Consider the following 20,378-nt stretch of genomic DNA (forward strand, 5'->3'; position numbering starts at 1 on the left):
GTCAGGCCTTCCATGGACAGAACCGGACGCCGTACGGCAAGGGAGCCGAACCGTGGACATGACCCTCGACCCGGGCGGCGGAGCCGCTCCACCAGGCTCTCGGGCAACTCGCCCGCGAGCGCCGACGGCAGCCGTTCATCCGCTCTTCACCCCGCCGGTTGAGGGACGTGGGCCCCGGGAATATTGGCGTGTGCATGCTCTGTCCGCACCGCCCCGTCGTCATCCCCCACCGGAGGTCTGCAGTGCCCGGCAGAAACGTGTACCGCCGCAGTCGTACCGTCGTGGCATCCGCCCTCGCCTTCACCGCGGCAGCGGCCGGGGTCTGGACCGGCTTCGCCGGCTCGGCCCCCGCGCACGCCGCGGCGGCCGTCCCGACCCCGGACCACGTCGTGGTCGTGGTCTTCGAGAACCACGCGTACAGCCAGGTGATCGGCTCCTCCAGCGCCCCCTACATCAACTCGCTCAAGACCGGCGGAGCCAACCTCTCCCAGTCGTACGCCGAGACGCACCCGAGCCAGCCCAACTACTTCGCCCTGTTCTCCGGCTCCACCCAGGGGATCACGGACGACAGCTGCTACACGCCCGGCTTCTCCTCCGCCCCGAACCTCGCCTCCGAGCTGATCGCCAAGGGCAAGACCTGGGGCAGCTACAACGAGACGCTGCCCAGCCAGGGTTCGACGACCTGCAGCAGCGGCAACTACGCCCGCAAGCACAACCCCTGGTTCGGCTTCAGCAACGTGCCCACGTCCAGCGCCAGGACGTTCGCGCAGTTCCCCACGGACTACACGACGCTCCCGCAGGTCTCCTTCGTCGTCCCCAACCTGTGCAGCGACATGCACGACTGCTCGGTGTCCACCGGTGACACCTGGCTGAAGAACAACATCGGCGCCTACGCCACCTGGGCCAAGACCCACAACAGCCTCCTCGTCGTCACCTTCGACGAGGACAACCGGCTCGCCGGGAACAAGATCCCGACCGTGCTCTACGGCCAGCAGGTGACCCCGGGCTCCTCCTCGGCCACCACCTACAACCACTACGACCTGCTGCGCACGCTGGAGGACATGCACGGCCTCACACACGCCGGCAACGCGGCCTCCGCCAAGGACATCACGGGCATCTGGACGTCCTGACATGTATGTGGCGGACAGCCGCGCCGGCACCCCGGACACCCCGGCGGCGGCGCTGTCCGCGGACGACGCCGCCCGGCCCCGAGCCGGGCGGCGCCGTGCCGCGGTCGCGCCCACGGTGCTGGCCCTCGGCACGGTCAGTCTGATCACCGACGTCTCCTCCGAGATGGTGACGGCGGTGCTGCCCCTGTACCTGGTGGCGGGGCTCGGCCTGTCCCCGCTGGGCTTCGGACTCCTCGACGGGATCTACAACGGCTTCTCGGCCCTGGTCCGCCTCGTCGGCGGCCATCTCGCCGACCGGGGAGGCGGCCGCCACAAGTGGGTGGCGGGCGCCGGCTACGCGCTCTCCGCGGCCTGCAAACCGCTGCTCCTGGTGGCGCAGACGCTCACCCCCATCGGTCTGGTCCTCGCCGCCGACCGCACCGGCAAGGGGCTGCGCACCGCCCCGCGCGACGCCCTGATCTCCCTGTCGAGCACCCCCGAGAACCGCGGCCGTGCCTTCGGCGTGCACCGCGCGATGGACACCGCGGGCGCTCTGCTCGGCCCGCTCGTCGCCTTCCTGATCCTGCGCGCCACCGTCGACGGCTACGACGCGGTGTTCACGGTGAGCTCCTGCGTGGCCGTGGTCGGCGTGCTCGTCCTGGTGCTCTTCGTCCCGGGCGGCCCGGCGACACAGGCGGGCACCGGCCGGCCACCTCGCGGCGGGCCCGGATCCGGCCCCGGTCGCGGCCGGGAGCCCGGGGCCCCGGACCGTCCCGCTCGGGAATCCCGTACGGCGGGCGGAACGGACACAGAAGCGCGGGCCGACGCGCAGGCCGGCGGTGCAGCCGGGGTCGGCTCCCGGAGCAGCGGTGGAACCGGGGTGGGCCCGCAGCCCCGGGGTGATGCCTGGGTGGCCCCGCAGCCCCGGGGTGAAGCCGGGACCGGCCCGGCGGCCGGCCGCGAATCCGCGGCACCGTCCGCCGCGCCCGGCGCCGGTGGCCCTGCCGAGGGGGCCTCCGCACCGGTCCCCCCGCCGCGCCCCACCCTGCGCGCCGCCCTGGCCCTGCTGCACCGCCCGGAGCTGCGGCGCATCGCGGTCTGCGCTCTGCTGCTCGGGCTCGCCACGGTCAGCGACTCCTTCGTGTTCCTGCTCCTCCAGCGGCGTCTCGGGGTACCGGACCGCTGGTTCGCGCTGCTGCCCCTCGGCACCGCCGCCGCCTTCCTCCTCCTCGCCGTCCCGCTCGGCAGGCTCGCGGACCGGGCCGGCCGGTGGCGGGTGTTCCTCGGCGGGCACGGCGCCCTGCTCCTCGCGTACGCCCTGCTGCTCAGTTCCTGGCAGGGCACGGCCGCCGCCTGCGCCGTGCTGCTGCTGCACGGCGGCTTCTACGCGGCGACCGACGGCGTCCTGATGGCCGCCGCCTCGGACAGCGTGCCGAGCGAGCTGCGCTCGTCCGGGCTCGCGCTCGTCCAGACCGGCCAGGCGCTGGCCCGGTTCGTCTGCTCGCTCGGCTTCGGCGCGGCGTGGACGGCGTGGGGCGACCGCACGGCGCTGACGGCGTCGGCCGTCCTGCTCGCCCTGTGCGCCCTGCTCGCGCTCAGCCTCCGCCCGATCCGCCCCACCGTCCCCTCAGAAGGCCTCGTATGACACTGCGTACCCGCATCCTGGTCCTGGTCTGTGCGCTGGTCGTCCTCGCGGGCGTCGCGGTGGCCTCCGTGCTGCACGCCTCGGCGCGCGCGGACCGCAGGAACCAGGCCCGGCCGGGCGGCCCGCGGATCACCGCCGGGCCGGTGTCCCTGACCGACTCCCGGCGGCTGGTGTTCCGCAACATGGCGTGGGGTCCGCACCGCGACGAGCTGACGGCCGTCCCGGCGTCGGACCCGGCGGGCCCGCGCGTCGCGTCGAGCGTCAAGTGCCTGCGCTTCTACGCCGCTTCGGGTACCGGCGTGTGTCTCCAGGCGGCGCACGGCGCGGTGCGGGACACCTACCGGGCGGTGATCCTGGACGCCACGCTGCACGAGAGGGCCCGCTACGACGTGCCGGGGATCCCGTCCCGGGCCAGGGTCTCGCCCAGCGGGCGGTTCGCGGCCTGGACGGCGTTCGTCGGCGGCGACTCGTACGCGGGCACGAACTTCTCGACGCGGGCGGCGATCGTCGACACGCGCACGGGCCGGCTGACGCCGTCGCTGGAGGCGTACCGGGTGGTCAAGGACGGGAGGACCTATCACGCGGCGGACGTGAACTTCTGGGGCGTGACCTTCGCGGACGACGACCGGACCTTCTACGCCACGATGGCCACGCACGGCTCGACCCACCTGGTCCGCGGCGACCTGCGGGCCCGCACCGTCACCACCGTGCACACCAACGTCGAATGCCCGTCCCTCTCCCCCGACGGCACCCGCGTCGCCTTCAAGAAGCGCGTCAAGGGCCTTCCCGCGGACGCCCCTTGGCACCTGTACGTCCTCGACCTGCGCACCGGCCGGGAGACCGCGCTCGCGGAGTCCCGCAGCGTCGACGACCAAGCGGTCTGGCGCGACAACCACACCCTGGTCTACGCCCTCCCCGGCGACTACGGCGCCGACCTGTACTCGCTCCCGTCCGACGGCACGGGCGAGCCGCGCCGCATCAGCACGGCGGCGGTGTCCCCGGCGTACATCGGCTAGCCGCGCCGGACACACCGCAGGGCCGACGATCACCGACCGTCGGCCCTGCGTGTCATTCCCCGCGGAGCCCATGAGGCACCCGCACCGGCCCGCGCCTACAGCACCGGCAGGTTCTTCCGCAGCTCGAACGCCGTGACCTCGCTGCGGTACTCCTCCCACTCCGCCTTCTTGTTGCGGAGGAAGAAGTCGAAGACGTGTTCGCCGAGGGTCTCGGCGACGAGTTCGCTGCGTTGCATGAGGGCCAGGGCCTCGCCCAGGTTCTGCGGGAGGGGCTCGATGCCCATCGCGCGGCGTTCGGCGTCGGAGAGGGCCCAGACGTCGTCGTCGGCGCCCGGCGGCAGCTCGTAGCCCTCCTCGATGCCCTTCAGGCCCGCGGCCAGGAGCAGCGCGTACGCCAGGTAGGGGTTCGCACCCGAGTCGATGGAGCGGACCTCGACCCGCGCCGAGCCGGTCTTGCCGGGCTTGTACATCGGGACGCGGACGAGGGCGGAGCGGTTGTTGTGGCCCCAGCAGATGTACGAGGGAGCCTCGCCGCCGGCGCCCGCCGTGCGCTCCGAGCCGCCCCAGATGCGCTTGTAGGAGTTGACCCACTGGTTGGTGACGGCGGAGATCTCCGCGGCGTGCTTGAGCAGGCCGGCGATGAAGGAGCGGCCCACCTTCGAGAGCTGGTACTCCGAGCCGGACTCGTAGAACGCGTTCCGGTCGCCCTCGAAGAGGGAGAGGTGGGTGTGCATACCGCTGCCCGGGTACTCCGAGAACGGCTTCGGCATGAACGTGGCCTGCACGCCCTGCTCCAGCGCGACCTGCTTCATGATCAGCCGGAAGGTCATGATGTTGTCGGCCGTGGAGAGCGCGTCGGCGTAGCGCAGGTCGATCTCCTGCTGGCCGGGGGCGCCCTCGTGGTGGCTGAACTCGACCGAGATGCCCATCGACTCCAGCATCGTGATGGCCTGGCGCCGGAAGTCCTGGCCCACGTTCTGCGGGGTGTGGTCGAAGTAGCCCGAGTTGTCCGCGGGAGTGGGCCGCGAGCCGTCCAGCGGGCGGTTCTTCAGCAGGAAGAACTCGATCTCGGGGTGGGTGTAGAAGGTGAAGCCCAGGTCGGACGTCTTGGCGAGGGCGCGCTTGAGGACGTAGCGCGGGTCCGCGAAGGACGGGGAGCCGTCCGGCATGAGGATGTCGCAGAACATCCGGGCCGTGCCGGGGGCCTCGGCGCGCCAGGGCAGCACCTGGAAGGTGCCTGGGTCCGGCTTCGCGATCATGTCGGACTCGTAGACGCGGGCGAAGCCCTCGATGGCGGAGCCGTCGAAGCCGATGCCCTCGTCGAAGGCCTGTTCCAGCTCGGCCGGGGCCACGGCCACCGACTTCAGGAAGCCGAGTACGTCCGTGAACCACAGACGTACGAACCGGATGTCACGCTCCTCCAGCGTCCGGAGCACGAACTCCTGCTGCTTGTCCATCTTCCGCTTCCACCCATCCTTGCTGGTCAGGCCGCCTGCTCCCACGCCTCGGAGACGATCGGGGCTCCTGAGCATCCCACCACAACACCATTTCATGCGCGTTGCGGACCTTGATCGGCCGGGCGACCTCGGTCTGAACGCCTCGCGTACGGGAGGTGTCCTGCTCCGGTGCCCATACTGCCTGCTCACGGCCCCACCTGTAAGGGCCGACCCTCACCCACTCTGCGACCGGCCCCGTACGGCTTCGGCCAATCCCGCGCCCGCTCTGCCGACAACGCTCCCCGCACGATTACGATCAGCGGACCGACCGTCCCATCCTCATAAGGACTCAGCATGGGTTCCGCCAAGAACACCAGCACCGGCTCGCGCAAGGCACGTATAGAGGAGCTGCGCCGTGCCGAGCGCTCCCGTGACCGGCGCAACCGGATCCTGGTGATCGCCGCCGCCGTGGTCGTCGTGATCGGCCTCGCCGTCGGCGGTGTCGTGCTCGTCCGGTCCCAGTCCGACGACAAGGACACCGCGAGCGACGCGAAGCAGGCCTCCGGGCACTTCGTCACGGGCGCGGACGGGGTGAAGACCTGGAAGGGCACCCTGGCGCGCAACCACGTCACGAAGACCGTGTCCTACCCGATGGAGCCCCCGGTCGGCGGTGACCACAACCAGGTCTGGATGAACTGCAACGGCGACGTCTACACCAAGGCGATCAACAACATGAACGCCGTGCACTCGCTGGAGCACGGCGCCGTGTGGGTGACGTACAACAGCAAGGCGTCCGCGGACGACGTGAAGGCGCTCGCCGCGAAGGTCAAGAAGACCCCGTACACGCTGATGAGCCCGGTCGACGACCAGAAGGACCCGATCACGCTGAGCGCCTGGGGCAAGCAGCGCACGGTGACGGGCGCGTCGGACAAGAACGTCGACGCGTTCCTCTCGGAGTTCGTGCAGGGCAAGCAGACGCCCGAGCCGGGTGCCGCCTGCACCAACGGCCTCTCCCAGTGAGGCACCTCGGGTGGATCGCGGGCGGCGCCGCGGCCGTGCTGGTCGCGGCCGGGGCGATCACCTACGCGGTGGCCGACGGCGACGACCCGGGGACGCGGGCGCCCGCCGCCGACTCGGCGGACGCGGGCTTCGCCCGGGACATGGCGGTCCACCACCAGCAGGCCGTCGAGATGTCGTACATCGTGCGGGACCGCACCAGGAACACGGAGGTGCGGCGGCTCGCGTACGACATCGCGCAGACGCAGGCCAACCAGCGGGGCATGCTGCTCGGCTGGCTCGACCTGTGGGAGCTGCCGAAGGTGTCGGCCGACGCGCCGATGACCTGGATGGGCATGGGTGACATGGCCTCCGGCAAGGATGGTTCGCTGATGCCGGGCATGGCCACCAACACCGAGATGAAGCGCCTCGGCACGCTCGACGGGAAGCAGGCCGAGGTCTTCTACCTCCAGCTGATGACCGACCACCACAAGGGCGGCATCCACATGGCCGAGGGCTGCGTCGAGAAGTGCACGGTCGGCGTCGAGAAGCGGCTCGCGCAGGGCATGGTCGCCTCGCAGCAGTCGGAACTCGATCTGATGGCCGGCCTGCTCGAGCAGCGGGGCGCGAAGGCGCGCGACTAGGAGGACGGGGGGCGGCCCGGGCTCCGGTGCCGCTCCTCCCGCCCGGTTCCACCGCCCCTGTACACCGTGCCGGTTCCGCCGTCCGGACTCCGACCCTGCGGCCGATCCCGACAGACCGAGGGAAAACCCTCGATCTTGGGCATGAAGATCCATCAAATCGTCCCAAACAGCCGTTAATCACGGCCACTTGGGGTTTCCTTGGCACTTTCATTCCCCTGGCATGAACGGTTCATCGAAAGAGTGGCCCCCATCTGTGATCCATTCCTCCCGCCCTGGTAGGGCGTGGGGTCCCACGTGGTTCACCGACCAACCACTACATGCGACGAACCGCATCGCAGGGGGTTCTATGAGATCCAATCGCGCCACCAGGCGTGCCGGAGTGAGCATGGCAGCGACACTGCCGCTGCTCGCCGGTGCGCTGGCGTTCGGCATACCCGCGGCCCACGCCGCGGACGGTCCGAGCCGGGACACCCTCTCGGGCACCAAGCCCGCGTGGGCCACCACCACGGCCGACAAGGGCGCCGCTTCGGACAGCTCCCAGGTCTCGGCCCGGGTCTACCTCGCCGGCCGGGACGCCAAGGGCCTGGCCGCGTACGCCAGGTCCGTGTCCGACCCGAACTCGGCCTCGTACGGCAAGTACCTGAGCGCCAAGAAGACGCAGGCACGTTTCGGCGCCACCAAGGCGCAGGTCGCCGCGGTGACCTCGTGGCTGCGGTCCGCGGGCCTGAAGGTCACCGGAACCACGCAGCACTACGTCTCCGTCAGCGGTGACGTGGCCGCCGCCGAGAAGGCGTTCGGCACGCAGCTGCACAACTTCACCAAGGGCAAGAAGACCTACCGCGCGCCGTCGAAGACGGCCTCCGCGCCGGCCGCCCTGAACGGCGCCGTCCTGACCGTCACCGGCCTGGACAACGCCCCGCACAAGGCGCAGCACGCGGACCAACTGCCCCCGCCGGACGCGGTGTTCAAGAACGCCGGGCCGTTCTCCTCGTACTACGGCTCGAACACCGCGAGCACCCTGCCGTCCGCGTACGGGAAGAAGATCCCGTACGCCGTGCAGGGGTACACGGGCAAGCAGCTGCGTGCCGCGTACGGCGCGGGCAGCCGCACCGGCAAGAACGTCCGCGTCGCCATCACGGACGCGTACGCCTCGCCGACCATCGCCTACGACGCGGCCACCTACGCCAAGAAGCACGGTGACGCGAAGTACTCCACCAGCCAGCTCCGTCAGGTGCTGCCGGTGGGTTACACGAAGACCGAGGAGTGCGGGGCGGCCGGCTGGTACGGCGAGGAGACCCTCGACGTCGAGGCCGTGCACGCCGTCGCGCCGGGCGCGAGCATCACGTACGTGGGTGCCGCGTCCTGCTACGACGACGACCTGCTCGACTCGCTGAGCAAGATCGTCGACGGGCACCTGGCCGACATCGTCTCCAACTCGTGGGGCGACATCGAGGCCAACCAGACCCCGGACCTCGCGGCGGCCTACGACCAGGTCTTCCAGTTCGGCGCGGTCGAGGGCATCGGCTTCTACTTCTCCTCCGGTGACAACGGCGACGAGGTCGCCAACACCGGGACGAAGCAGGTCGACACCCCGGCCAACTCGGCGTGGGTGACGGCGGTCGGCGGTACCTCGCTGGCGGTCGGCAAGGGCGACAAGTACCTGTGGGAGACCGGCTGGGGCACCGAGAAGGCCACGCTGTCCGAGGACGGCAAGAGCTGGACCGGGTTCCCGGGCGCGTTCACCTCGGGTGCCGGCGGCGGTACCAGCAAGACCGTGGCGGAGCCCTTCTACCAGAAGGGTGTCGTCCCGAACGCGCTGGCCAAGGCGAACAACGCCGCGGGTAACCGGGTCGTCCCGGACATCTCGGCGATCGCCGACCCCAACACCGGTTTCAAGGTCGGCCAGACGCAGACCTTCCCGGACGGGACGGAGCAGTACAGCGAGTACCGCATCGGCGGCACCTCGCTCGCCGCTCCGGTGATCGCGGCCGTCCAGGCGCTCGCCCAGGAGGCGCGCGGCGGCAAGGCGATCGGTTTCGCCAACCCGTCGATCTACTCCAAGGCCGGCTCGAAGTCGTACCACGACGTCACGGACCACCCCACCTCGGGGACCGGACTCGCCGTGGCGCGCGTCGACTTCGCGAACGGCATCGACGCGGCGGACGGCCTGCTCACCTCGGTGCGCACCCTCGGCGCGGACAGCTCGCTGAAGGCCGTGAAGGGCTACGACGACGTGACCGGCGTGGGCTCCCCCGCCCCGGGCTACGTCAGCTCGTACAGCCGTCACTGACCGGCATTCACCCACGATGCGCCCGCCTCCCCCGGGAGGCGGGCGCATCGCGCGTTCCGCGTGATCCGCCGCCCGGCGGCGGGGGCCACTTCGTCCTATGCGCGGTCCGGTGGATTCGCGTCCCAGCCCGCGGCGAACGACCATGTGACGTCCCCGGTGGGAACGAAACCGATGGACGCGGAATGGCCGTTCTCCGCCAACCCGATTTCATTCAGGGTCGGCACGACTTTCTTCTCGCAGTTCAGCGGTATCGAAATACCCCTGGGCTCCAGCGTGACGAGCACCTTCCCGGGGCCCTGACAGTCGACGGCGACAGCGAGTGCGGCAGCCGCCGTGCCGCGCCTCGGAATGGCGTAGGCGCGCTGTCCGGTCAGGGCCTTTCCGCTGACCACCACATCGACACCCAGGGCTGACAGGTCGGGAGTCCTGGCCGCGCTGGGCGCACGAGGGTCGGCGACAGCAGGGGAGGCGGGTGCCGTTGTCGCGCCGTCGGATACGGCGGTGGACGGACGCGCGCCATGACGCGCCGACGAGGTGCGGCCGCCGGAACAGCCCGCGAGCAGGGCGGCCGGAAGGAGCCCGCAGAGCAACAGGGCGATCGGCCGCCGCGCCGCCATCCGTCGCCGTTGCGGCCCCGGTCTCGTCCCCGCCGCGCCATTCGATGTCGCCGTAGTGTTCATGGCCTCTTCCCGTCACCCTCTCCCCCTGTGGAAAGGCTCAGGAGAAACCATCCAGGCGCGTACGTACGCCCGTCAGTCATTGCGGAGATTCTTGAGGAGAATCTGAGCCGGCCGGAAAAGGCGTAAAGGAACTCTCCCCGTTCCTCGCCGTCGCACACGGGAAACGGAGCAGACGGGTCCGGGGCCCCCGCCCCATCGCGTCGCTCTGACGATTACACTGGCCGGGTGCCTTCTCTGAACTTCCGGTCGCTCTATCAGCACGGCTTCGCGCGCGTCGCCGCCTGCACGGGCCACACCGTCATCGCGGACCCGCACGCCAACGCCGAGGCGGTGCTGCGCCAGGCGCGCAGGTGCGCCGAGGAGGGTGTGGCCGTCGCCGTCTTCCCGGAGATGGGGCTGTGCGGCTACTCGATCGAGGACCTGCTGCTCCAGGACGCGCTGCTCGACCAGGTCGAGGAAGCGCTCCGTACGGTGGTGGCGGGATCGGCGGAGCTTCTGCCGGTCCTGGTCGTGGGCGCCCCGCTGCGGCATCGCAACAGGGTCTACAACTGCGCGGTCGTCGTGCACCGGGGACGGGTCCTCGGTGTCGTGCCCAAGTCGTACCCGCCGAACTACCGGGAGTTCTACGAACGCCGGCAGATCGCCGCGGGCGACGACGAACGCGGTGGCTCGATCCGGCTCGACGGCGAGACCGTGCCGTTCGGCGTGGACCTCCTGTTCGCCGCCGACGACGTGCCGGGCCTGGTGCTGCACGCGGAGATCTGCGAGGACATGTGGGTGCCGGTGCCGCCGAGCGCCGAGGCGGCCCTGGCGGGCGCCACCGTCCTCGCCAACCTCTCCGGCAGCCCGATCACCGTCGGCCGGGCCGAGGACCGCAAGCTGATGTGCCGTTCGGCGTCCTCACGCTGCATCGCCGCGTACGTGTACGCGGCGGCCGGGCTGGGCGAGTCGACCACCGACCTGTCCTGGGACGGCCAGACCATGATCTACGAGAACGGGGCGCTGCTGGCCGAGTCCGACCGCTTCCCGCTCGACGACCAGTTCGCCGTGGCGGACGTCGACCTCGACCTGCTGCGCCAGGAGCGGCTGCGGACCGGCAGCTTCGACGACAACCGGCGCACCCACGCCACCCGCACCTCCGAGTTCCGGACGCTGTCGTTCCGGCTGGACGCGCCGACCGGCGACCTGGGCCTGCGGCGCCGCGTCGAACGTTTCCCGTTCGTGCCCGCGGACGCCGACCGGCTGGCCCAGGACTGCTACGAGGCGTACAACATCCAGGTCGCGGGGCTCCAGCAGCGGCTCGCGGCGATCGGTGGCCCGAAGGTGGTCATCGGGGTGTCCGGCGGTCTCGACTCCACGCACGCATTGATCGTCGCGGCCCGAGCGATGGACCGGGCGGGCCGCCCGCGCAGCGACATCCTCGCCTTCACCCTGCCCGGCTTCGCCACGAGTGACCACACCAAGGGCAACGCGCACGAGCTGATGCGCTCCCTCGGTGTCACCGCGGCCGAGCTGGACATCACGCCGACCGCCCGGCTGATGCTGGACGAGATGGGCCACCCCTTCGCCTCCGGCGAGCCCGTGTACGACGTCACCTTCGAGAACGTGCAGGCCGGACTGCGCACCGACTACCTGTTCCGGCTCGCCAACCAGCGTGGTGGCATCGTGCTCGGGACCGGTGACCTGTCGGAGCTGGCGCTCGGCTGGTCCACGTACGGGGTGGGTGACCAGATGAGTCACTACAACGTCAACTCGGGTGTCCCGAAGACGCTGATCCAGCATCTGATCCGCTGGGTCATCGGCAGCGGCCAGTTCGGCGAGGACACCGACCTGACGCTCGCCGCGATCCTCGACACGGAGATCAGCCCGGAGCTCGTACCGGGCGAGGAGATGCAGTCCACCGAGTCGAGGATCGGCCCGTACGCCCTGCACGACTTCACCCTGTTCTACGTGCTGCGCTACGGCTTCAGGCCGTCGAAGATCGCCTTCCTGGCCTGGCACGCGTGGCACGACCCGGACGCGGGTGCCTGGCCGCCCAACTTCCCGGCGGCCAAGAGGGGCGCGTACGACCTGCCGGAGATCCGGCGCTGGCTGGACGTGTTCTGCCGCCGCTTCTTCGGGTTCGCCCAGTTCAAGCGCTCGGCCATGCCGAACGGGCCGAAGGTCTCGGCCGGTGGTTCGCTCTCACCGCGCGGCGACTGGCGTGCGCCGTCCGACAGTTCGGCCCGCACCTGGCTGCGCGACCTGGCCCGGTTCGACCCCCCGGAGACCAAGGACTGACCCCTACCGGAGACGGGGGGCCGGCCTCTCCCGGAGTCGTCGGGCCGGCCGTCGGGCGGCGCACCTCGGACCGGTCACGGCTGCGTGGCGCCTCGGGCCCCTCTCAGCGGCGCAGCGCCTCCGGCCGGTCGGGCACGCCCGTGGCGACCACGCGCGCGAGCGGGACCGGCCGCGTCGTGCGGCTGCGGTCCACCGCGTACGCCGTGCCCGCCACCGCGAGCCCCACAACCGCGAGCGCCGCCCCGGCGAGCGCCGGGGACGTCGCGCCGAAGCCCGCGGCGAGGGCGAGCCCGCCGATCCAGGCACCGCCGGCGTTCGCGAGGTTGAACGCGGCCTGGTTCGCGGAGGACGCGAGGGACGGTGCCGCCGCGGCCTTCTCCATGACCATGAGCTGGAGCGGCGAGCCGGTGACGAAGGCCGCCGTGCCGAGCAGGGTGACAGCGACGGCGGCACTCCACTGGGCGCCCATGAGGACCGGGAAGAGCGCGAGGACCACGACCAGGGAGAGCAGGCCGCCGAACAGGGTGCCGCGCAGCGAGTGGTCCGCGAGCCGGCCGCCGAGCAGGTTGCCCGCCGTCGCGCCGACCCCGAAGAGCGCCAGCAGCAGCGTGACGCTGCCCTCGGTGTATCCGGCGGAGTCCGTGAGCATGGGCGTGATGTAGCTGTACGCGGAGAAGAGCGCGCCGAAGCCCGCGACGGTCGTTCCGAGCGCGAGCCAGACGGGCAGCGAGCGCAGCGCGGCCAGCTCGCCGCGCAGGCCGCCCTCGGAGGCGTGCGCGCGGTCGTGCGGGATCAGCAGGAACAGCGAGGCGATGGCGGCGACGCCGATCACGCTCACGCCGAGGAAGGTGGCGCGCCAGCCCAGGTGCTGCCCCATCGCGGTGGCGACCGGGACGCCGACGATGTTCGCGACGGTCAGGCCGAGGAACATCAGCGACACGGAGCGGGCCTTGCGTTCGGGGCCGACCAGGCCGGTGGCGACGACGGCGCCGACGCCGAAGAAGGCGCCGTGCGGCAGACCGCTCACGAAGCGGGCGGCGAGCAGCCAGTGCTGGTCGGGGGCGAACGCGGAGAGCGCGTTGCCCACCACGAAGAGGCCCATCAGGGAGATGAGGACCGTGCGGCGGGACATCCGGGCGGTGGCCGCCGCGAGCAGCGGGGCACCGATCACGACCCCGAGCGCGTACGCCGAGACGAGGTGTCCCGCGGTCGGTATGGATATGTGCAGGTCGTCGGCGACTTCGGGCAGCAGCCCCATCATGACGAACTCGGTGGTGCCGATGCCGAAGGCGCCCACGGCGAGGGCGAGCAGGGCCAGGGGCATGAGAGGCCTTTCGAAGAAAGCGGGGGACGAGCGGGTCGCGTGCGCACGCGGGGGCGTACGGGATCGCGGGCGCACGGCTCGACCCGCACACGGCCATGTGTGCGGGTCGCGGATCGAACGTTAAGTTCAGCCGGTGAACAAAGTCTGCCGGGCCCAGTATTCCAGGAGGTTAAGAAGCGGTTGCGTCCACCTTGACGCGGGCGGCGATCGGGAGGTGGTCGCTGCCGGTCTCGGGCAGGGTCCACGAGGTCACCGGCTCGATGCCCTTGACCATGATCTGGTCGATCCGGGCCATCGGGAACGACGCCGGCCAGCTGAACCCGAAGCCGCTGCCGGCCGCGCCCTGGGTGGAGCGCATCTGCGCGGTGACGGCGTTCAGGGCGCGGTCGTTCATCGTGCCGTTGAGGTCACCGAGCAGGACGACCTGCTTCAGTCGCTCGTCGGCGATGGCCTCGCCCAGCGCGTCGGCGCTCTTGTCGCGCTGCCGGGCGGTGAACCCGGCCTCCATCTTCACGCGCACCGACGGCAGGTGGGCGACGTACACGGCGACCTGGCCGGCCGGCGCTGTCACGGTCGCCCGCATCGCACGCGTCCAGCCCAGCTTGATGTCCACGGGCCGGGTGCCGCTGAGCGGGTACTTGCTCCACAGCCCGACGGTGCCCTGCACCGAGTGGTACTTGTACGTCGGGGCGAGCGCCCGCTCGTACACGGGCACGGCGGACGCGGTCAGCTCCTCCAGGGCCAGCACGTCGGCGCCGGAGGCGGCTACGTCGCGGGCGGTGCCGGACGGGTCCGGGTTGTCGGCGTTGACGTTGTGGGTGGCGACGGTGAGGTCGCCGCCGCTGCCGGTCTTGTCGGTGAGCAGCCCGCCGAAGACGTTCAGCCAGACGACCGCGGGCAGCAGCACGGCGATCAGAGCCGTGACGGACTTGCGCACCAGGGCGAGGACCAGCAGGACCGGGATGAGGAGCCCGATCCAGGGCAGGAACGTCTCGGTGAGGCTGCCGAGGTTGCCGATCCGGTTGGGGATCTGCGCGTGCGTGAGCATCACCAGGGCGAGGAGGATCGCGATCGCGGCGAGGACCAGGCCGCGCCGCCAGATGCCGCGGTCCCCGCGCCAGCCGTCGAACAGGCGCCGGAGCCGGGAGCCTCTGCGGTCCGGCCCGTGACCGCCGCTGCCCGTCTCCGTCATATACGCCTGCGCCATACCGTCGCCTCACAAACTGCCGTGCGCACCGTCTGCCCCTCGACTACGACCCTAGGGGATGTTCGGTGTCGTTCTCGCCGTCCGGGACGGCCGTACAGGCAAGGGGACGTACAACTTCGCGTCCGGAGTTCCGTTCGGAGGCCCGTGGCACGCCCTCTGTGACGAAACGCGCACATTCGCACCGTCAGAAACAGTCCGCTTCACGGCCGGGCGGGGCGCAGGCCCTCCAGCAGTGTGTCGACGACCTGTTCGGCGAGGCCCTCGGGCAGGTCGGTGTCGGGGCGCAGCACGGTCCGCACGAGCAGCGGGCCGACGAACATGTCGTTGAGGAGTTCGATGTCGACGTCGGCGCGGAGTTCGCCGTTCTCCTGGCCGCGCCGCAGCACCTCGAAGCCGATCTGGCGGCGGGGGGCGATGACCGTGGCGTCGTACGCGGCCCAGAGTTTGGGGCTGCTCTTCATCTGGGCGTGCACGTTGTGCAGGATCGCCGAGGAGCGGCTGACCATGCCGCGGCGGCGCAGCGACTCCAGCAGGACGACCAGGTCGTCGCGCATGGAGACGCCGGGGAGCTCGGGGTCCTGGGGTTCGGCGGCGCGCATCACGTCGACGAAGAGCTCGTCCTTGCCGCTCCAGCGGCGGTAGATGGTCGCCTTGCCGACACCGACGGTGCGGGCGAGCCGCTCGATGGAGATGTCCGCGAGCGGAACTCCCTCTTCCAGGAGTTTCATCACGCCCTCGATGATGGCCCGCTCCACGGCCTCGCTGCGGGGCCTCCCCCGGTTGGGGCACCCCTGCCTGTCAGGGCCTTCCGCGAGACTCACGTCGAACTCCGTTCCCATCGTCGACCTGCTGCCATTGTCTCTCCGTGGACGGCGACGGCGGGCACCCGCCCTGTGGGGGTGCCCGCGGTCGCGTACGCCGTGATCAGTCCTGTCCGGCCTGTGCGGGGGTCGCCGTCACCAACTCGGCCTCCTCCTTGCCCGCTTGCTGCGCCGGCGGGCGGCCCGGCAGGAACAGGGCGACGACCACCGCGCCGATGACCGCGACACCCGCGCCGCACAGGGCGGTGACGTGCATGGCGTGCAGGAAGGCGTCGTTCGCCGGGGTGACGAGGGCCCTGCCCTGCGGTCCGAGTTTGGCGGCGACGCCGAGGGTGGCCTCGATGGACTCGCCCGCGGTGTGCCGCAGCGGCGCCGGGACGAGGGACAGCTTGTCCTCGATGCCGTTGCGGTAGGCGGTGGAGAGGACCGAGCCGAGGACGGCGATGCCGAGGGCGCCGCCGACCTGGCGGAAGGTGTTGCTGAGCGCGGACGCGGAGCCCGCCTTCTCGCGGGGCAGCGCCTGCATGATGACGACGCTGGTCGGGGTCATGATGTGCGCCATGCCGGTGCCCATCAGGAAGAAGATGACCTCCAGGATCCAGATCGGCGTGTCGGCATCGAGCGTGGCGAACGCGGCGAGCATCGCGGCGATGATCACGAGGCCGGCGGTGCAGGTGGCGCGGTTGCCGAAGCGGTCGACGACCAGCCGGGCGCGGGGCGCGAAGATGATCTGGGCGGCGGCCAGCGGGAGCATCAGCAGGCCGGTCTGCAGCGGCGAGTAGCCCCGCACGCTCTGGGTGTAGAAGACCGAGAAGAAGGTCACGCCCATGAGCGCGAAGAAGACCAGCGCGATGGCGGAGATGGCCGCCGAGAAGACCTTGTTCTGGAAGTACGAGACGTCGATCGACGGGTGGTCGCTGCGCTTCTCGAAGATGACGAAGCCGATGAGGACCACGAGACCGGCGCCGATGGTCGCGAGGACCTGCGGGTCGGTGAAGTCGGCGAGCTGACCGCCCTTGATGATGCCGTAGACCAGCAGGACGAGGCCGACGACCGAGAGGACGACGCCGACCGGGTCGAGGCGTCCCGGATTCGGGTCGCGGGAGTCGGGGACCAGCCAGACCATCAGGCCGATGGCGAGGATCACGATCGGCACGTTGATCAGGAAGACCGAGCCCCACCAGAAGTGGTCGAGCAGGACGCCGCCGGTGATCGGGCCGATCGCGATGGCGAGGCCGACGCCGCCGGCCCAGATGCCGATGGCCTTGGGCTGCTCGTCGCGCTCGAAGACGTTCATCAGGACGGCGAGGGTCGCGGGCATCACGAAGGCGGCGCCGAAGCCCATGACCGCGCGGAACACGATGAGCTGGACCGGCGAGCCGGACTCGGCGGCGAGCGCGGATCCGATGCCGAACACGGCGAGACCGGCGAGCAGGACCTTCTTGCGGCCGAGCCGGTCGCCGAGGAGACCCGCGGTGAACAGCAGTCCGGCGAAGACGAGCGTGTAGGCGTTGATGGCCCACTCCAGCTCACCCTGGGTGGCGCCGAGACCGGTGGGCGCCGGGGTCGAGATCGTCTTGATCGCGACGTTCAGGATCGAGTTGTCGAGCACCACGATCAGCAGGCTGAGCATCAGCACGCCGAGGATCGCCCAGCGGCGCCGGTGCACCGCCTCGGGCACACGCCGTTCGGACGGAGGAGCGGAAGTTGTCATGCCGACCACCCTAGGGGATATTCGATACGGCACCGTCTCGTATCGGAAAGGCTTTACACAGAACTTACGAACGGACCCCCGGGCCGACCTTGGGGGGACAGGTCTTCGGTCGGAGCCCGGTCCCCCCGGAGAGCGGTAGTGGCGAGGCAGACACTCGGGGCGGCGGGCCCGGTCTAGCCGCGCGTGGCACGAGATGCCACCATGGAGGTGATCCGGGGACGCCGTCAGGGCGCCACGAGATGACAGAAGGAGCCGTTGCGATGACGCAGCTTTCGGCTGCCCAGAAGCAGCCTGCGGAAGGTGCCCTCAAGGCCACCGACAGCAGCAAGGCGCTGTACGGAGGAAAGAGCACCCGCCGTATCACGGTGCGCGACATCACCACCGCCAAGGAGCGCGGCGAGAAGTGGCCCATGCTGACGGCCTACGACGCGATGACCGCGTCCGTCTTCGACGAGGCCGGCATCCCGGTCATGCTCGTCGGCGACTCGGCCGGCAACTGCCACCTGGGGTACGAGACCACCGTCCCCGTCACCATGGACGAGATGACCATGCTGTCCGCCGCGGTCGTACGGGGCACCAGCCGTGCCCTGATCGTCGGCGACCTGCCCTTCGGCTCCTACCAGGAGGGCCCGGTGCAGGCGCTGCGCTCGGCGACCCGGCTGGTCAAGGAGGCCGGGGTGGGCGCGGTCAAGCTGGAGGGCGGCGAGCGCTCGCACCGCCAGATCGAGCTGCTGGTGGAGTCGGGCATCCCGGTGATGGCGCACATCGGCCTCACCCCGCAGTCCGTGAACTCCATGGGCTACCGCGTGCAGGGCCGGGGCGAGGAGGCCGCGCAGCAGCTGCTGCGGGACGCCAAGGCCGTCCAGGACGCGGGCGCCTTCGCCGTCGTCCTCGAACTGGTCCCGGCGGAGCTCGCGGCCGAGGTCACGCGCACGCTGCAGATCCCGACCGTCGGTATCGGCGCGGGCGCGGAGACGGACGCGCAGGTCCTGGTGTGGACCGACATGCTCGGCCTGACCGGCGGCAAGGTGCCGAAGTTCGTCAAGAAGTACGCCGACCTGCGCCGGGTCATGGGCGACGCGGCCCGCTCGTTCGCCGAGGACGTGGTCGGCGGGACGTTCCCGCTGGACGAGCACTCCGTCCACTGACCCATCGAAGCCCTCCGGGCTCCTGAGCCACTGCGGCACCAAGGCAACCCGCCGATCTTCCCCCGTCGGCGGGTTGTCGCCGTTCCGGGTTCACCCGCACCCTGTCGGACGACTGTCGGCGACCTATCGGTGGCAGTCGGAGTGCTGTAGGCATCCTGTCGGTCGTTTGTCGGTGGCGACTGACACCTTGTGGACATGACGCGAATCGACAACACGCCCCGACGAGCTGCGACCGGCCGCAGCGCCGTCACCGTAAGGGGTCTGGTCAAGCACTACGGCGAGACCAAGGCGCTGGACGGTGTCGACCTGGAAGTACGCGAGGGAACGGTCCTCGGCGTACTGGGTCCCAACGGCGCGGGCAAGACCACCCTCGTCCGCTGCCTGTCCACCCTCATCACGCCCGACGCCGGTCAGGCCACGGTCGCCGGTTACGACGTGCTGAAGCAGCCCCGGCAGCTGCGCCGGGTGATAGGGCTGACCGGCCAGTACGCCTCGGTCGACGAGAAGCTCCCCGGCTGGGAGAACCTCTACATGATCGGGCGGCTGCTCGACCTGCCCCGCAAGGACGCCCGCCGGCGCGCCGACGAGCTCCTGGAGCGCTTCTCGCTCACCGAGGCCGCCAAGCGCCCGGCGTCGACGTACTCCGGCGGTATGCGCCGCCGGCTCGACCTCGCCGCCTCGATGATCGGCAGCCCGGCCGTGCTCTACCTGGACGAGCCGACGACCGGCCTCGACCCGCGCACCCGCAACGAGGTGTGGCAGGAGGTCAAGCGCATGGTCACCGACGGTGTCACCGTGCTGCTCACCACCCAGTACATGGAGGAGGCCGAACAGCTCGCGTCCGAGCTGACGGTCATCGACCGCGGCAAGGTCGTCGCCAGCGGCCGGGTGGACGAGCTGAAGGCCCGCGTCGGCGGCCGGACGCTGCGGATCCAGCCGGTGGACCCGCTGCAACTGCGCCCGCTGGCGACCATGTTCGACGAGATGGGGCTCACCGGCCTCGCCACCACGATCGTGGACAGCGAGACCGGCAGCGTGCTCGTCCCGGTCCTCAGCGACGAGCAGCTCACCGCCGTCGTCGGCGCGGTCACCGCGCGCGGCATCACCATCGCCGCCATCTCCACCGAACTGCCCAGCCTGGACGAGGTGTTCCTGTCGCTCACCGGCCACAAGGCCAGTGCCCCGCAGGACGAGACCCCCGCCCACGCCTACGAGGAGGTCTCCGCATGAGCACCGCCGTTCTCGATGCCCCCCTCGCCGCCGAGGGCGACTCCCGCATCTCCCCCCGCGCCCACGCGCGCCACATCGGCGCCCTGGTCCGCCGCAACCTGCTGTGGATCCGCCAGGACCCGGAGTCGATGTTCGACGCCGTCCTGATGCCGGTCGTCTTCACCCTGCTCTTCGTGTACGTCTTCGGCGGCTCCATCGGCCAGTCGCTGGGCGGCGGACAGCAGCAGTACGTGCAGTACGTGGTGCCCGGCCTGATGGCGATGATGGGCATGAACATCGCCACGGCCGTCGGCACCGGCTTCAACCAGGACTTCCAGACCGGTGTCATGGACCGCTTCCGCACCCTGCCGATCGGTCAGGGCTCCGTGCTCTTCGCCAAGATCGTGGTGGAGCTGATGCGGATGCTCGTCGCGACGACGGTCCTCATGATCGTCGGCGTGCTCGTCGGCTTCGACATCGAGAACTGGCCGGGCCTGTTCGCGGCCGTCGGACTCGCCACCCTCTTCGGCTCGGGCCTGATGTGGATCTTCCTGGTCCTCGGTGTGACGATGAAGAGCGCCCAGTCCGTGCAGGCGATGGGCTTCCTGGTCCTGATGCCGCTGCAGTTCGGTTCGTCGATCTTCTCGCCGACCGGGACCATGCCGGGCTGGCTCCAGAACTTCACCGACTACAACCCGCTGTCCTCGCTCGCGGACGCCTCGCGCGGTCTGATGGTGGGGGGTCCGGTCGCGCACGACCTGTGGGTGACGCTCGGCTGGACCGCGGTGCTCACCGTGGTGATGGCTCCCATCGCGATCCACAAGTTCCGGACCAAGAACTGACGTCAGGCCCTGGGCCC

General features: G+C 70.7%; 16 protein-coding genes. 10 read left to right on the forward strand and 6 right to left on the reverse strand.

The genetic code is table 11. From position 1 onward, the window contains the following. The first annotated feature begins 257 nt into the window (after positions 1 to 257). From ACIRQH_RS23530 to ACIRQH_RS23540, 3 genes are read left to right on the forward strand one after another with little or no spacing between them, the layout of a single operon-like run. Entirely contained in the window at positions 258 to 1,130 is an 873-nt protein-coding gene (locus ACIRQH_RS23530; protein ID WP_388865150.1) for an alkaline phosphatase family protein, read from the forward strand. A 1-nt stretch (position 1,131) separates the two neighbouring features. Further along, positions 1,132 to 2,754, forward strand: a complete 1,623-nt coding sequence (locus tag ACIRQH_RS23535) for an MFS transporter (RefSeq protein ID WP_404226941.1) — start codon at positions 1,132 to 1,134, stop codon at positions 2,752 to 2,754. Beyond that, a complete protein-coding gene (locus ACIRQH_RS23540) occupies positions 2,751 to 3,770 on the forward strand; it encodes a TolB family protein (protein WP_388864969.1) in 1,020 nt (339 codons plus the stop codon). The genes ACIRQH_RS23535 and ACIRQH_RS23540 overlap by 4 nt, the downstream gene beginning before the upstream one ends. A gap of 95 nt (positions 3,771 to 3,865) precedes the next feature. Here the strand turns inward: ACIRQH_RS23540 and glnA are convergent, their stop codons facing one another. Next, positions 3,866 to 5,227 (reverse strand): type I glutamate--ammonia ligase, encoded by a 1,362-nt coding sequence (glnA, locus tag ACIRQH_RS23545; RefSeq protein WP_358815252.1) that lies wholly within the window; start codon positions 5,225 to 5,227, stop codon positions 3,866 to 3,868. A 333-nt stretch (positions 5,228 to 5,560) separates the two neighbouring features. Between glnA and ACIRQH_RS23550 the strand changes: the two genes are divergently transcribed. From ACIRQH_RS23550 to ACIRQH_RS23560, 3 genes are all read left to right on the forward strand, one after another. Continuing rightward, positions 5,561 to 6,226 (forward strand): DUF3105 domain-containing protein, encoded by a 666-nt coding sequence (locus ACIRQH_RS23550; protein WP_358815253.1) that lies wholly within the window; start codon positions 5,561 to 5,563, stop codon positions 6,224 to 6,226. Continuing rightward, positions 6,223 to 6,846 (forward strand): DUF305 domain-containing protein, encoded by a 624-nt coding sequence (locus tag ACIRQH_RS23555; protein ID WP_358815254.1) that lies wholly within the window; start codon positions 6,223 to 6,225, stop codon positions 6,844 to 6,846. Before ACIRQH_RS23550 ends, ACIRQH_RS23555 begins: the two co-directional genes overlap by 4 nt. Positions 6,847 to 7,231: 385 nt before the next feature. Beyond that, positions 7,232 to 9,136 (forward strand): protease pro-enzyme activation domain-containing protein, encoded by a 1,905-nt coding sequence (locus ACIRQH_RS23560; RefSeq protein WP_404226942.1) that lies wholly within the window; start codon positions 7,232 to 7,234, stop codon positions 9,134 to 9,136. Between the two features lie 95 nt (positions 9,137 to 9,231). Here the strand turns inward: ACIRQH_RS23560 and ACIRQH_RS23565 are convergent, their stop codons facing one another. Next, entirely contained in the window at positions 9,232 to 9,816 is a 585-nt protein-coding gene (locus ACIRQH_RS23565; protein WP_388929854.1) for a hypothetical protein, read from the reverse strand. Positions 9,817 to 10,050: 234 nt separating this feature from the next. Between ACIRQH_RS23565 and ACIRQH_RS23570 the strand changes: the two genes are divergently transcribed. Beyond that, positions 10,051 to 12,096: an NAD(+) synthase gene (locus ACIRQH_RS23570; RefSeq protein WP_404227037.1), complete on the forward strand. Its 2,046-nt coding sequence runs from the start codon at positions 10,051 to 10,053 to the stop codon at positions 12,094 to 12,096. Between the two features lie 103 nt (positions 12,097 to 12,199). On the opposite strand, the gene ACIRQH_RS23575 is transcribed toward ACIRQH_RS23570, so the two are convergent. The 4 genes from ACIRQH_RS23575 to ACIRQH_RS23590 form a co-directional block, all read right to left on the reverse strand. Further along, positions 12,200 to 13,420: an MFS transporter gene (locus ACIRQH_RS23575; RefSeq protein ID WP_404226943.1), complete on the reverse strand. Its 1,221-nt coding sequence runs from the start codon at positions 13,418 to 13,420 to the stop codon at positions 12,200 to 12,202. 169 nt (positions 13,421 to 13,589) lie between these two features. Then, positions 13,590 to 14,627 (reverse strand): endonuclease/exonuclease/phosphatase family protein, encoded by a 1,038-nt coding sequence (locus ACIRQH_RS23580; protein ID WP_358815259.1) that lies wholly within the window; start codon positions 14,625 to 14,627, stop codon positions 13,590 to 13,592. A 200-nt stretch (positions 14,628 to 14,827) separates the two neighbouring features. Beyond that, positions 14,828 to 15,448, reverse strand: a complete 621-nt coding sequence (locus tag ACIRQH_RS23585; RefSeq protein ID WP_358815260.1) for a TetR/AcrR family transcriptional regulator — start codon at positions 15,446 to 15,448, stop codon at positions 14,828 to 14,830. Between the two features lie 103 nt (positions 15,449 to 15,551). Beyond that, the gene (locus ACIRQH_RS23590; RefSeq protein WP_388864958.1) at positions 15,552 to 17,162 is read right to left on the reverse strand and encodes an MFS transporter; all 1,611 of its coding nucleotides are present in this window, start codon (positions 17,160 to 17,162) and stop codon (positions 15,552 to 15,554) included. 260 nt (positions 17,163 to 17,422) lie between these two features. On the opposite strand from ACIRQH_RS23590, the gene panB reads away from it, so the two are divergent. From panB to ACIRQH_RS23605, 3 genes are all read left to right on the forward strand, one after another. Further along, entirely contained in the window at positions 17,423 to 18,310 is an 888-nt protein-coding gene (gene panB / locus ACIRQH_RS23595) for a 3-methyl-2-oxobutanoate hydroxymethyltransferase (protein WP_388864956.1), read from the forward strand. 195 nt (positions 18,311 to 18,505) lie between these two features. Then, positions 18,506 to 19,540: an ATP-binding cassette domain-containing protein gene (locus ACIRQH_RS23600; protein ID WP_388864954.1), complete on the forward strand. Its 1,035-nt coding sequence runs from the start codon at positions 18,506 to 18,508 to the stop codon at positions 19,538 to 19,540. Then, positions 19,537 to 20,361, forward strand: coding sequence for an ABC transporter permease (locus tag ACIRQH_RS23605; RefSeq protein WP_358815263.1), 825 nt, complete (start codon positions 19,537 to 19,539; stop codon positions 20,359 to 20,361). Before ACIRQH_RS23600 ends, ACIRQH_RS23605 begins: the two co-directional genes overlap by 4 nt. Positions 20,362 to 20,378: the final 17 nt, after the last annotated feature.

Source organism: Streptomyces sp. NPDC102279 (genome assembly GCF_044766365.1).
Classification (GTDB): Bacteria; Actinomycetota; Actinomycetes; order Streptomycetales; family Streptomycetaceae; genus Streptomyces.